Here is a 13,703-nt window from a genome sequence, read left to right on the forward strand (position 1 = left end):
TTACACTGCCTCGGTTGCCCCACAGGGCCAGCCCCATTTTTGGGGTCTATCAAACCAGTATAAACAGATTTCACCCCACAAGCTAGGGGTTTTCCGCCGCAAACTGACGCCTGCGACGGAAGGTCTGGCCCGGTTTAGGCCGCCTTATGTGTCCCGCGAATGGGGTACTCATTGGCACGGATAAATTTGATGCCGTTTTTAATCGCTTCTGGTTCAGGCCGGGCAAAGGGCGCGTTTGAAATATCCAGAATCTGGATCTCGCCCTGCCCGTTGATCACAAACAACCCTGGCTCCGCAAAAGGCCGGTCGGTTTCCTGCGGGCTGCGCGGGTCAGAGACATAAAGCCCCAGTGCCTGCATCTGTACCACGCTCAACCCGTAACCCATGGTCAGCGACAGCTCTTTCTCATCCACCATCGCCTGTGCCTTGTCTTCGGGATCCCCCGAAACAGCAATAACATCGACACCCAATGCATTGTAATCACTTACCAATCCATCCAGTTTCGACAGATAGGTTTTACAAATCGGGCAATGCAAGCCACGATAGACAACAACCAGCTGCCAATCATGCCCGCCCTGTGGCGCGCCCAGCGTCACGGTGCCGCCCCCCAGTTTGGCGACCTCTTGCTTGGGGAAAACGCTTCCTGCGGCTAATCCTGTCATCTTCATTCCTTTGGATCTGTTTGCGTTGACCTCACAGGTGGCCGTATAGCCTGACCGCTGCAACCCCGCTCACATCAACTTGACCGCCCCGCCGTTGCGTGAAAAGCGACAGGCATGGAATTTGATACGGTCATCATCGGTGCAGGTGCCGCAGGCATGATGTGTGCCGCCCATGCAGGCGGGCGCGTGCTGCTGGTGGATCATGCCAAAGCTCCGGGCGAGAAAATCCGCATTTCCGGTGGCGGGCGGTGCAACTTCACCAATATGTACTGTGGCCCCGAAAACTTTCTCTCCGGCAACCCGCATTTCGCCAAATCCGCGCTGGCCCGCTACACCCAATGGGATTTCATTGCATTGGTAGAAGCCCACGGCATCGCGTGGCACGAGAAAACACTGGGCCAGTTATTCTGCGACACCTCCGCCAAAGAGATCGTCGCCATGCTGCGCCGCCTGATGGAAGATGCGGGCGTTGATCTGCGGTTGAACACCAGCGTCAGTGGTATTGCGCGATCAAACAATCACTTCACCTTCACCCTGCAACAAGCTGATAAAAAATCAAAAATCACCGCGACGAACCTGATTATCGCCACCGGCGGCAAATCCATCCCCAAGATGGGTGCCACCGGTTTTGCCTATGACGTCGCGCGCCAGTTCGACATTCCTGTGACCGATACCCGCGCGGGTCTTGTGCCTTTCACCTTCGAAGGCGGGCGTTTCGCCAAGATCTCCGGCACCGCCACCCCGTCGAAAATCACCGCAGGCGGTGCAACCTTCGAAGAGGCGCTGCTGTTCACTCATCGTGGTCTCTCCGGCCCCTCAGTGCTGCAAGCCTCCTCCTATTGGACCGAGGGCGAGGTGATCACCCTCAACCTCACGCCTGCCCACGACCTGCTGGAAAAACTGCGCAGCCAACGCCAGACCTCCGGGCGTAAAAACTTCACCACCGAACTGGCTCACCACTTGCCCGCCCGTCTGGTCGATCACCTCGCGGACGAATTCGATCTGACCGGCAACCTTGCCGACTGGTCCGATGCGCGGCTGACCGAACTTACCGATACCCTCGCCGCATGGCAGATCACCCCCAGCGGCACCGAAGGCTACCGCACTGCGGAGGTCACCCTTGGCGGCATCGACACCAACGCCCTGTCCTCAAAAACCATGATGTCCAAAGAGGTCGCGGGCCTGTATTTTATCGGTGAATCCGTTGATGTCACCGGCTGGCTGGGCGGGTTCAACTTCCAATGGGCATGGTCCTCCGGCATGGCTGCCGCCCGCGCAATCAGCGATCAATAACCGCCCGCACCTGTGCGATAAAATCCTCTCCGCGCCGCTCAAAACTGTCATATTGATCAAAACTTGCCGCCGCCGGTGCCAGTAACACGACGTCACCCTCCTCAGCCTCCGCGACCGCCCGCTTCACCGCAGCCTCCATGGTGCCGCAGACCTCTGCCTCGACCTGCAGCTGCATGGCAAACCCGGCTGCCTCACGCCCGATCACATAGGCTTTGCGCACAGATGCGCTGGCCTCTGCCAGCTCCTCCAGCCCGCCTTCCTTCTCCAGCCCACCGCAAATCCAGCGGATATTCTTAAACGCAAGCAAAGCCTTGGCCGCTGAATCCACATTTGTGGCCTTGCTGTCATTCACAAACCGCACGCCCTTGGCTTCGGCAATGGTCTGGCTGCGATGCGGCAACCCGCCAAAGGAATGAAACGCCAGCTCGATCACTTTGGGAGCCAGCCCCAGGGTGCGGCACGCCGCATAGGCCGCACAGGCGTTCTGATGGTTATGCGCCCCCGGCAATCCCGCCACCGCACGCAAGTCAATCGAGGCAACCTGCTTGCCCTTGCGATACTCCGACAGAAACCCCTTGCGCGCAAACACCTGCCAACCCGGTCCGGTCAGCTTGCGTTCCACTGACACGCGGATCACCCGGTCGTCCGCCGGTCCTTCACTCAGCTGCCCTGCCAGAAACTGCCCTTCATCCTCGTCCACGCCAATCACCGCCCGGTCCGGCCCGCCTTCGGCAAACAGCCGCCGTTTGGCCGCGAAATACCCGCCCATGCCATGATGCCGGTCCAGATGATCCGGGCTGAGGTTGGTAAATACCGCCACATCCGGCGTCAGGTTGCGCGCCAGATCCGTCTGATAAGACGACAGTTCAAGCACAACCACCTCGCCATCCACCGCAGGTTCAAGATCCAGCACCCCGCGCCCGATGTTCCCCGCCAACTGGCAGGGCCGCTGCACATGTTCCAGAATATGATGGATCAACGCAGAGGTGGTGGATTTCCCGTTTGACCCGGTAACCGCCACCACCCTCGGGCTGGTTTCGAAATTATCCCAATCGCGGGTGGCAAAGCTCTGAAAAAACAATCCGATGTCATTATCCACCGGCACGCCAGCCTGCAGCGCAAAACCGACAACCGGATTGGGTGCCGGATAAAGATGCGGAATACCGGGCGAGACGATCAGACGTGCAATCCCTTCAAAAGCCTGTGCGGATTTGAACGGGGCACAAAGTAGCCCCTCGGCCTCTGCCGTGGCACGGGCATGCGGGTTGTCATCCCAGCACACAGGCAAGGCACCCCCTGCCCGCAACGCACGCGCCGCCGACAGGCCCGAGCGCCCCAGCCCCAAAACCGCCACCCGGCTGCCCGTCAATCCTTGCACTGGAATCATTGTCTTACCCCTGTTAGCCTCACTGGCGCACCATGATGCCATCACGCATCCTTCACAAGCCGGAGCCCGCACCATCACCGATCTCACTGCCCTCCTGAACAAGCTGAACACAAATGTTCGGGCTGATGACACCTGGGGCACCCCCGCCAATTACATCCCCGAACTGGCTGGCATCAACCCTGAACAATTTGCCATCACAGTGATCACGGCGGATGGCGAGGTGCATAGCGCCGGTGACACCGAAACCCGGTTTTCCGTGCAATCCATCACAAAGGTCTTCACCCTTGCCATCGCGTTGGGCCGTTCGGGGGATCAACTCTGGAGCCGTGTCGGCCGCGAACCCTCGGGCAGCGCGTTTAACTCGATCGTCCAACTGGAACGCGAACAGGGCCGCCCGCGCAATCCCTTCATCAATGCCGGTGCCATTGTCACCACAGATGAGGTGCTTGCCGGTCGCGCGCCCCGTGACGCACTGGCCGAGATCGTGCAATTCATCCGCACCGCCGCCGGTTCTGACGATATTCATATCAACGAGGCCGTCGCGGCGTCCGAAACCCAACATGGGCACCGCAATTTTGCGCTGGCGCATTTTCTGGCCTCTTTCGACAATCTGAAAAACCCGCCCGAAATGACTCTTGGTACTTATTTCCACCATTGCGCGCTGGAAATGACCACCACCCAACTGGCCCAATCCGGCCGCTTCCTGATGGGTGCCGCTGACATGCCAAAACTTATCTCCACCGCACGCGTGCGCCGCCTGAACGCCCTGATGCTGACCTGCGGCCATTATGACGGTTCGGGTGATTTCGCCTACCGTGTCGGCATTCCGGGTAAATCAGGTGTCGGCGGCGGCATTCTGGCGATTGTGCCGGGCAAAGCCTCCATCGCTGTCTGGTCCCCCGGCCTCAACCGTTATGGCAACAGCCACAAAGGCACCGAAGCGCTGGCGACCCTCGCCCGCCAAATGAACTGGTCGATCTTTTAGGGCAGCACCGCCCGCGGCTTGCCCATCTTCATCTTGCCCTTAAACTCAACAACAACTGCAGCCGCGCGCGCATCATCTGCTCGGGCGCGCGGCAGCTGCGTCAAATTCCCGCTTAACGCACCTTCAAAGTGGCTAGCCCGATCATCGCGAGGATCAACGAAATGATCCAGAACCGGATCACGATTTGCGGCTCGGCCCAGCCCTTTTTCTCATAGTGATGATGAATCGGGGCCATCAGGAACACCCGCTTGCCGGTGCGTTTGAAATACAGCACCTGAATCATCACTGACATCGCTTCGGCCACAAAGACACCACCAACAACCGCAAATACAATCTCATGCTTGGCCGCCACCGCAATGGCCCCCAGAGCACCGCCCAAGGCCAATGATCCGGTGTCCCCCATGAATACAGCCGCAGGGGGTGCATTATACCAAAGAAAGCCCAGACCGCCGCCGATCAATCCCATGGTAAAGACCAACATCTCACCCGTCCCCGGCACGTAATGCAGCCCCAGACCATCGGTGAAATCGACCCGCCCCACAACATAGGCAATCACCCCCAAGGTAGCCGCCGCGATCATCACCGGCATGATGGCCAGCCCGTCCAGACCATCGGTCAGGTTCACCGCATTGGCTGCCCCGACAATCACAATCACTGCAAAGGGAATGAAGAAATATCCCATATTGATCAGCGTATCTTTGAAAACCGGCATCGCAAGCCGATATTGCAGCGCCTCGGGGTGATACATGCTGGCCCAGAAACCGGCAATCACCGAAATCAACAACCCCAACAAAATCCGCACCTTAGAGGACACACCTGCCGTGTTCTGCTTGCTGACCTTAGCGTAATCATCAGCAAACCCGATGGCGGCAAAACTCATGGTGACGAAAAGCACCATCCAGACATAGGGATTGTCCAGCCGCGCCCAAAGCAAGGTCGAGGTCAACAAGGCCCCGACAATCAGCAGCCCGCCCATGGTCGGCGTACCCGCCTTGACAAAATGCCCCTCTGGCCCGTCTTCGCGGATCGGCTGGCCCTTGCCCTGCGTGCGGCGCAGCACGGCAATCAGCGGACGCCCGAAGATGAACCCGAAAACCAGTGCTGTCAGAAAGGCACCACCGGCGCGGAACGTGATATAGCGAAACAGGTTAAAGAAATCGCCGCCATCCGACAGCAGGGTCAACCAATAGAGCATTCAACACGCACCTTATCATCATCTTGTGGGAACAAGTCCACTTTACATACCATCAGTCCGATGGCCCATTTTACGGATGGCGTCAACAATCGCCCCCAGTTTCATCGACAAAGACCCTTTGGCCAAAACCACATCTCCGCTGTCCAGCTTTTGTCGCAGACCGGTTAGCATCTCTTCGGATGTCTCGGTCCAGTCGCCGCGCTGATGCTCTGGCAAGAATTCGTATAGCGACCGCATCAGTGGTCCCACGCAATGCACCACATCCAGTGTTTTGGTCGCCTCCAGATGCGCCAGCCCCGCATGCAGCGCCACGGCATCCTCGCCTAACTCTTTCATATCCCCCAGGAAAGCAATCCTGCGCCCCTTGCTGACCCGCCCGATGTCATGGGTAACCGCACTGGCCGCCAGCACCTCCAGCGAGGCCGCCATCGAGGTGGGGTTGGCGTTGTAACTGTCATCAATCAGCGAAAGTGTCAGATGGGTCTCCACGGGATCCAGCGTGATCACCTCGCGCACCCCGCGCCCCTTGAACGGGGTCCAGCGGCCCAGCGATTGCGCCGCCAACGCCATATCCGCACCCAGCGCCTGCACCACAGCCAGTGCGCCCAGCCCGTTCATCGCAAAATGCCGTCCCGGCGTGGCAATCTTGAACAGCAAGGGCATGCCATCCGCATCCGCCTGCACCACCGTGGCATCGGCCTGCACCGACACATCTTTCAGTTTGAACTGAAAACCATGTGCGCCAAATTCAATCTCGCGCAGTTTGCAATCCACCGCCTTGGCCATCAGGATCGCCGCATGTTCGATATCGGCGTTGATCACCGCCACACCGCCCGCCGGCACCCCTTCGAATATCGAAGCCTTTTCCACCGCGATCTGCGCCACATTCTCGAAAGCTTCCAAATGGGCCGCCGCCACTGTGGTCACCATCGCCACATCGGGACGCGCCATTTTGGCCAAGGGCGCAATCTCGCCGGGGTGGTTCATGCCAATCTCGATCACCGCATATTCCGTGTCCTGCGGCATCCGCGCCAGCGTCAGCGGCACCCCCCAATGGTTGTTGTAACTGGCAACAGACGCATGGGTCCGCCCCTGATCGCCCAACATCGCCAACAACATTTCCTTGGTCGAGGTCTTGCCGACCGAGCCGGTCACCGCCGCCACCTTTGCACCCGTCCGCGCCCGCCCGGCACGCCCCAGCGCCTCAAGCCCTGCCAGCACATCCTCAACAATCAACAGGGGCGCATCCTCTGCCACGCCCTCAGGCACATGGCTTACCAAGGCTGCACCCGCGCCCTTCTCCAAGGCCTGTGCAACAAACTCATGCCCGTCACGCACATCCTTAAGCGCCACGAATAAATCACCCTGCGCAATTGTGCGCGTGTCAATCGATACCCCCTCACAGGTCCATGTGCCAATCGCACGGCCTCCGGTAGCCGCCGCCGCCTCATCGCTGGTCCAAAGGGTCATGTCAGCCTCCCGTCAAGGGCGGTCACCGCCACGCTTGCCTGTTCCACATCATCAAAGGGCAGCACATCATCGCCAACGGTCTGCCCCGTTTCATGCCCCTTGCCCGCCACCAGCAAGGCATCCCCGGGACCAATCGCATCCACCCCGCGCAGGATCGCCTCGGCACGGTCGCCCACTTCAGTCGCATCAGGTGCGCCCAGCAAAACCGCCGACCGGATCACCGCCGGATCTTCAGAGCGGGGGTTGTCATCTGTCACAATCACCAGATCCGCATGTTCTGCCGCCGCCGCGCCCATCAAAGGCCGTTTGGTCGCATCGCGATCGCCACCCGCCCCGACAATAGCGACCAATCGCCCCATCACATGCGGGCGCATCGCCTTAAGCGCGGTGGCAATGGCGTCCGGTGTATGGGCGTAGTCGACAAACACCGCCGCCCCGTTGTCGCGGGTCGCCGCCAGCTGCATCCGCCCGCGTACTGTTGTCAGATGGGGCAACGTATCAAACACATCTGCCGCATTGGCCCCGCAGGCAATCACCAGCCCACAGGCAAGCAGCACGTTTTCCGCCTGAAACCCGCCGATCAACTCCAGCCGTTTCTGATAGTCCTTGCCCCCCCAGGAGAACCGCAAATCCTGCCCCGTGGCATCAAACCGTTGGCCCGTCAGCCGCAAATCCCCGCCGTCGCGCCCCACGGTGATCACCGAACAGCCCCGCGCCTGTGCAATCGCAGCCATTTCAACACCTTTGGGGTCGTCAATATTGATCACCGCTGTGCCTTCTTCTGGCAACACCCGCGCAAACAGCCCGGCCTTGGCGTCAAAATAGGCCTCGAATGTCTCGTGATAATCCAGATGGTCCTGCGTGAAATTGGTAAATCCCGCCGCCTTAAGGGTCACACCGTCAAGACGGCGCTGGTCCAGCCCGTGGCTTGAGGCCTCCATCGCGGCATGGGTGATCCCGTTTGCCGTCGCATCCGCCAAGGCTTTGTGCAGGGTAATCGGTTCCGGCGTGGTATGGGCCAGCGGTGCGGTCCACGCGCCCTCCACCCCGGTGGTGCCAAGGTTGACCGCGGCCAGCCCCATCTCAATCCAGATCTGGCGCACAAATGTCGACACGGATGTTTTGCCATTGGTACCCGTCACCGCCACCATAGTCGAGGGCTGCGCCCCGGACCACAGCGCCGCTGTGCGCGACAGCGCCTCTCGCGGCGCATCGGTGACAACCACCGCCACGCCTGCCTCTGCCATCACGTCGGCGGCGATCACCGCCCCTTCGGCATCAGTCAGAACCGCCGATGCCCCCATGCGGACCGCATATTGAATAAACTCCGCCCCATGCACGCGACTGCCCGGCAGGGCGGCAAACAGAAAACCCTCGCGCACCAGACGGCTGTCGACGGCTAGTCCGGCAATATCAGGATTCGCCCCGCCGCGTGCCGTAAGCCCAAGGGAAGAAAGCAAAACACTTGATGGGCTCATGGCTAAATCTTCTATCAGTTACTGCTGCTGGTCAGCGTTACCATAGAGGGTTTCACAGGTTCAACAGCAGGTCGAAGCCCCAGCAAGGGTGCCACACGCCGGATCATCTCGGCGGCGACCGGCACAGCCGTCCAACCGGCGGTGCGGCGTGGCTTGTCACCGGAGTTTTCCGATGGCTCATCCAGCGTTACAATCAACACATATTTCGGATCATGCGCCGGAAAGATCGAGGCAAAAGTCGCCAGCGTCTTTTTCTTGTAATAGCCGCCACGCGGCTTGGGCTTATCCGCAGTGCCGGTCTTGCCACCGACAAAATACCCCGGCACCCGCGCAAAACTTGCGGTGCCCTTTGACACCACCTTACGCAGCATCATCCGCCCGTCCCGTGCCGCGCGTTCGGACATCACCCGTGGTCCCTGTTTGGGGGTGTCCTGCTTGATCAGGGTCGGCGTGACCTTAAACCCGCCATTGGCAATCGCCGCATAGCCCGCCGCCAGATGCATCGGGGAGGTCGACATCCCATGACCATAAGAAATGGTCACCGCAGATAAATCGGTCCATTTCTTTGGCAGCAAAGGCTTGCCCCCTGCCGCCTCTACGATCTCAAACGGCGTGGCCTCAAAAAACCCGAGACTTTTCAAAAACTCCTGCTGACGTTTCGGACCAATCTGCAAGGCCATCCGGCCCGTGCCCCGGTTTGACGATTTCACAATGATATCAGCAACGGACAGGGCCCCGTAATTCTTGCCCTGAAATTCACCAATCCGAAAACCGCCAACTTTCATCGGTCCTTTGGTCTCGATCACCGTTTCAGTATTCACCAACCCCAACTCAATCGCCTGTGTCGCGGCGAAAATCTTGAACACCGATCCCAGCTCATAGACCCCCTGCACCGCGCGGTTAAACAGCGGGCTGTCAGAGGCATCCCCCTCCACCGCAGGACGTGGCCGGTTGTTTGGGTCAAACGTCGGCAGCGACACCATAGAGATCACCTCGCCGGTTTTGACATCCATCAGCACGCTGGTCGCGCCCTTGGCGTTCATCAGTTTCATCCCGCCCCATAGAATCCGTTCGGAGGCAGCCTGCACCGTCAGGTCCAGCGAAAGCGCCAGCGGCTTGCCCGCATTGACCGGATCACGCAGGTAATCGTCAAAATACTTCTCAACCCCCGCAACGCCGATGACCTCGGCAGCATGCACCCCTTCCTTGCCGTAAGAGGCGCCCCCCATGATATGAGCCGCCAGCGTCCCATTGGGATAAAGCCGCATATCGCGTGGCGCAAACAACAGGCCCGGATCACCGATATCATGCACTGCCTGCTTCTGTTCGGGGCTGATTTTCTTCTTGATCCACAGAAACTTGCGCTTGCCGGTGAAATCCTTGACCAGCTGCGCCTCGTCCAGATCGGGAAACACCTTGACAAGCCCCCTGGCCGCCATCACCGGATCAACCATATGTTTGGGCTGGGCATAGAGCGCATGGGTGTCGAAATTCGTCGCCAGCAGATTACCGTGACGGTCCACAATATCGGCCCGGCTGGCCGAGATTACAGCCCCGGGCGCATGGGCGCGCGGTTCAACCCGATCGGTGCTGGCCAGCATTCCCATACGGGCACCAACAACACCAAAGGCGCAAAAGAAAAACACGCCCAAAACCAACAAACGCCCCTCGGCCCGCAAACGAGCGTTATCGCGCATCTGCTCATGGCGGATACGTTTGTTTTCATTCTCGATCGCGTCGGGGTTCTCGCCCTTTTGGCGGGCATCCAGGATGCGCGCCAGCGGGCGCAGGGGCGTGCGGATCATAGCGGGTCCTCGTCATCAGCAGCGGCACTGGAAACATCTACAGGGTTGGTGATCGGCAGCAGCGGCGCGGGCGGATAAGGCACCTCGTCCACCTGTCCAAACTGATCAGGATGCAGCGGCAACAGGCCCAGCCGTTCAAAATTAATCTCCGCCAGATCGCGCAGCCGGTCAGGGCGGTTCTGATACGCCCATTCCGCCTTCAATACCGCCAGACGTGCATGGGCGGCGCGGATATTGGCGTGCAGCTTGTCCGCCTCGCTCAGCGCCTGCTGGGTCGCGTAATTCTCGCGGTAGGCCCAGAAAGCCAAGGCGATCACCGCAATTGTCGTCAGGATATGAAGCACTGCCCGCATCGTTAAAACCCTTTGACCATCGGCATTCCGATGGATTTCGCATCTACTGCACCACTCGGCGCATCTGTTCTGATGGCCACCCGCAGCTTGGCCGAACGGCTGCGCGGGTTTTCTTCCAGTTCCTGCGCATCCGGGCCGATGGCCTTGCGCTTCTTGACGGTGAATTGCGGGGCCGCCTGCGCCATTTCGGGGGCGAACCGGTTGGCATTGCCACCCCCGCCCGACCGCGCAGTCAGAAAGCGTTTGACCATGCGATCCTCCACCGAATGAAAGGTCACCACGGCCAGTTGCCCGCCGGGTTTCAGCGCCCGCTCCGCCGCCATAAGCCCCTGAAACAGCTCACCATATTCATTGTTCACCGCAATCCGCAGCCCTTGAAAGCTACGCGTTGCCGGATGGCTTTGCCCCGGTTTGGAGCGTGGTAAACAGCCCTCTACCAGCTTGGCCAGCTTCAAGGTCGAGGTGATCGGTGCCTCGTTACGTGCCCGCACAATCGCCGCCGCAATCCGACGGCTGGCGCGTTCCTCGCCATATTGAAACAGGATGTTGGCGATGACCTCTTCTTCGGCCTCGTTCACAATATCCGCTGCCGATGGTCCATCCTGCGACATCCGCATGTCCAGCGGTCCGTCACGCATAAAGGAAAACCCACGCTCCGCCAGATCCAGCTGCATCGAAGACACCCCAAGGTCCAGCACCACACCGTCCAGATCGCTGGCATATTCATCCATCTTGGAAAACACACCGCGCTGCATCACCAGCCGCGCGCCGTACTCCCCCGCCCATTCGGCCGCCATCTCAAACGCCAGCGGATCACGATCCACCGCAATGACCTTTGCCGCCCCTGCGTCCAGAAAACCACGGGTATAGCCCCCCGCGCCAAACGTCCCATCCAGCCAGACGCCCTCAACAGGGGCAACCGCCTCCAGAATGGGGCGCAAAAGAACCGGAGTATGTGGGGCAGGGTTTGTATTTTCGGGGGCCGCAGCAGCCATTGTCTTTATTCCCCCGAAGGACCGTCAAGGAACGCCATCGGATCAAAATCCTCTGGCAGATCGTCCAGCCATTCTTCTTCTTTTGCACGTTCTACCGTGTCATATGTCTCTGTCTTCCAGATCTGGAAGGTATCCCCGGCGGCGATGAAAAACGCCTCATTCTCAAGGTCGATCTTCTGGCGCAGCTTGGCAGGCAGCACCAAACGCCCGGTTTCATCCACATTTGTCGGGAACGACTGACCATGGAACAGGCGCTGCAACATCTTGCGCTCCATGGACCCACGCGGCAGCGCGTCGATTTTGGCGTCCACCTCTTCAATCGCGTTCATTGTATAACACTCAAGGAAATTGCGGCGGTGGTCACCATAGACAATGACCAGCTCGGGGTTTTCGCCTGACTTCCAGTTCGGATCGCCCGCTTCCAGCACACGCCGAAAAGAGGCTGGGATAGACACCCGCCCCTTCGTATCGACCTTGTGGTGGCTTTCGCCTCTGAACCTGCGGCTCACTGTACTTACGATCCTGTTTACGCGCTTGCGCGCCTTGGCCTCTTTGCGTCTTGTTGCCCGCCCCACCGGAAAACCTGGTGTTAGATGTGGAAACGGCGGGTCTGATCTGCTGCCACTGATCAACCCGCCGTCCCTGTCCCGCTTTGCGGGGAAGTCCGACTGCGCGCGCCACCTGGGGGGATGTCTGCTCGCTCGCGCGCCGGATCTCTTGGTCTGATGAAAGCGAGGTGCCTGTATGAAACCTGCTAGGTTTTGTTTTTGTTTGGGGTCGTTTGGTGCCCCGTAGTCCCGTTCTCATCCGATGCAATAGGGATACCGTGGGAATTCATGGGCGTCTACAAAAATTTTGGGAATTATCCCCAATATCTTGTTCTGCACAGGGTCGAAAAACCAGATGTGGTGCTGATCATCAGGCGAAAATTAGCTCAAATTGTCCCTGATAGGTAGAGCAACACTAGATATAGTGCATTCAGGATCCGCCCCAATTTTTCCCATCAATTCCCAAAAAACTTCACTCACAGAGTTATCCACAGCTTATGTTCTTTAAACGTTCTCATGTCAAATGTCATTTTCGCGTAAATTTCCTGAAAAAGTGATTCGAAAAACAGGGTATTCCCATGCCGCTCCCCTATCATCCACCCCTTGCCCCCGCCTTTCCCATGGTTTCCCGTGGCCGGCCCCATGAATTCCCGGCCTCCACCTCTGACGCATCGATAATCTGTCCAGACCTTGCTTCTTTACCGCCAAGCAGCCAAAACACACCGGCATTCAAGGAAATCGATTATGAACACCGCATTGGCCATTCTTACCCACGCTCTGCGCATGCTGATTCACGCGCCCTCCACAACCATACGTGTGCTTATGCCGGCGCTGGTTCTGGTAATCGGCTGCAGCCTGGCCATCGCTCTGCTGACCCCGGATATGATCATCCCGAAGCAGACCATCAACGCACCCGCCGAACCGCCTACCCTGCAAGCGGCTCTCTTCTTTCTGATGTTTGGCGCGGTTGGACTGATCGGCTATGCGCTGATGGCAATCCTCTGGCACCGTCATGTTCTGCTCAACGGGTCGGATCGCATCGAAGACCTGCGCCCAGACCGCGCGATCTTCCTTGGCTACATCTGGCGCGCGATCCTTGTCGGCCTTGCCCAGATGGTTGCCGCCATTCCCATTGCAATACTCATCGGCATTCTGGGGGGCTCTATGATGTATGCAAACCCGACTGGCCCCATGGCCACTTTGCTGGGCCTTGTCGCCAGCGTGATCTTTGTCTGGGTGGCCATGCGGCTCAGCGTTGTCCTGCCCGCCGCCGCCCTGGGCGAACCCATGCGTCTGGGCGAAAGCTGGACCACCACCAAACCGATCTCCGCTGCGCTATGGGGGGTTGCCCTGCTGCTGTCAGGGCTGAACATCTGTGTCTATATGATCAGCGACACTCTGCTGCCCGTCACTGGCGGCCTCGCGATTCTGGCCCACACTATTATCTATGTGGTTGAAGGTCTGGTCTTCATCTCCGTCCTGACCACGCTTTACGGCCATCTGGTCGAAGGCCGCTCACTGGGACAATAGAC

Annotated in this window: 12 protein-coding genes; 3 read left to right on the forward strand and 9 right to left on the reverse strand. The window is 59.2% G+C overall.

The features are described from left to right. Positions 1-134 precede the first annotated feature (134 nt). Positions 135-662, reverse strand: coding sequence for a redoxin domain-containing protein (locus QQL78_RS09315; protein WP_284372782.1), 528 nt, complete (start codon positions 660-662; stop codon positions 135-137). 114 nt (positions 663-776) lie between these two features. On the opposite strand from QQL78_RS09315, the gene QQL78_RS09320 reads away from it, so the two are divergent. Then, positions 777-1,955: a BaiN/RdsA family NAD(P)/FAD-dependent oxidoreductase gene (locus tag QQL78_RS09320; protein ID WP_284372783.1), complete on the forward strand. Its 1,179-nt coding sequence runs from the start codon at positions 777-779 to the stop codon at positions 1,953-1,955. Here the strand turns inward: QQL78_RS09320 and murD are convergent. Continuing rightward, positions 1,942-3,342: a UDP-N-acetylmuramoyl-L-alanine--D-glutamate ligase gene (murD, locus tag QQL78_RS09325; RefSeq protein WP_284372784.1), complete on the reverse strand. Its 1,401-nt coding sequence runs from the start codon at positions 3,340-3,342 to the stop codon at positions 1,942-1,944. The genes QQL78_RS09320 and murD overlap by 14 nt on opposite strands. A gap of 73 nt (positions 3,343-3,415) precedes the next feature. Between murD and QQL78_RS09330 the strand changes: the two genes are divergently transcribed. Beyond that, positions 3,416-4,327 (forward strand): glutaminase, encoded by a 912-nt coding sequence (locus tag QQL78_RS09330; protein ID WP_284375520.1) that lies wholly within the window; start codon positions 3,416-3,418, stop codon positions 4,325-4,327. A gap of 112 nt (positions 4,328-4,439) precedes the next feature. Here QQL78_RS09330 and mraY read toward each other — a convergent pair whose 3' ends face one another. From mraY to mraZ, 7 genes are read right to left on the reverse strand one after another with little or no spacing between them, the layout of a single operon-like run. Next, the gene (gene mraY, locus QQL78_RS09335; protein WP_284372785.1) at positions 4,440-5,522 is read right to left on the reverse strand and encodes a phospho-N-acetylmuramoyl-pentapeptide-transferase; all 1,083 of its coding nucleotides are present in this window, start codon (positions 5,520-5,522) and stop codon (positions 4,440-4,442) included. A gap of 42 nt (positions 5,523-5,564) precedes the next feature. Beyond that, positions 5,565-6,992 (reverse strand): UDP-N-acetylmuramoyl-tripeptide--D-alanyl-D-alanine ligase, encoded by a 1,428-nt coding sequence (locus tag QQL78_RS09340; protein WP_284372786.1) that lies wholly within the window; start codon positions 6,990-6,992, stop codon positions 5,565-5,567. Beyond that, entirely contained in the window at positions 6,989-8,470 is a 1,482-nt protein-coding gene (locus QQL78_RS09345; protein WP_284372787.1) for a UDP-N-acetylmuramoyl-L-alanyl-D-glutamate--2,6-diaminopimelate ligase, read from the reverse strand. The genes QQL78_RS09340 and QQL78_RS09345 overlap by 4 nt, the downstream gene beginning before the upstream one ends. A gap of 14 nt (positions 8,471-8,484) precedes the next feature. Beyond that, positions 8,485-10,275: a peptidoglycan D,D-transpeptidase FtsI family protein gene (locus QQL78_RS09350; RefSeq protein ID WP_284372789.1), complete on the reverse strand. Its 1,791-nt coding sequence runs from the start codon at positions 10,273-10,275 to the stop codon at positions 8,485-8,487. Beyond that, complete coding sequence (gene ftsL, locus QQL78_RS09355; RefSeq protein WP_284372791.1) at positions 10,272-10,628, reverse strand: cell division protein FtsL; 357 nt, start codon at positions 10,626-10,628, stop codon at positions 10,272-10,274. Before ftsL ends, QQL78_RS09350 begins: the two co-directional genes overlap by 4 nt. A gap of 2 nt (positions 10,629-10,630) precedes the next feature. Further along, the gene (gene rsmH, locus QQL78_RS09360) at positions 10,631-11,623 is read right to left on the reverse strand and encodes a 16S rRNA (cytosine(1402)-N(4))-methyltransferase RsmH (protein WP_284372793.1); all 993 of its coding nucleotides are present in this window, start codon (positions 11,621-11,623) and stop codon (positions 10,631-10,633) included. Positions 11,624-11,628: 5 nt separating this feature from the next. Next, positions 11,629-12,132: a division/cell wall cluster transcriptional repressor MraZ gene (gene mraZ, locus QQL78_RS09365; RefSeq protein ID WP_284372794.1), complete on the reverse strand. Its 504-nt coding sequence runs from the start codon at positions 12,130-12,132 to the stop codon at positions 11,629-11,631. Between the two features lie 783 nt (positions 12,133-12,915). On the opposite strand from mraZ, the gene QQL78_RS09370 reads away from it, so the two are divergent. Next, on the forward strand, positions 12,916-13,701 hold the full coding sequence (locus tag QQL78_RS09370) for a hypothetical protein (RefSeq protein ID WP_284372796.1): 786 nt from the start codon (positions 12,916-12,918) through the stop codon (positions 13,699-13,701). The last annotated feature ends 2 nt before the right edge of the window (positions 13,702-13,703 follow it).

The sequence above is a fragment of the Sulfitobacter pacificus genome (assembly GCF_030159975.1).
GTDB classification, from domain to species: Bacteria; Pseudomonadota; Alphaproteobacteria; order Rhodobacterales; family Rhodobacteraceae; genus Sulfitobacter; species Sulfitobacter pacificus.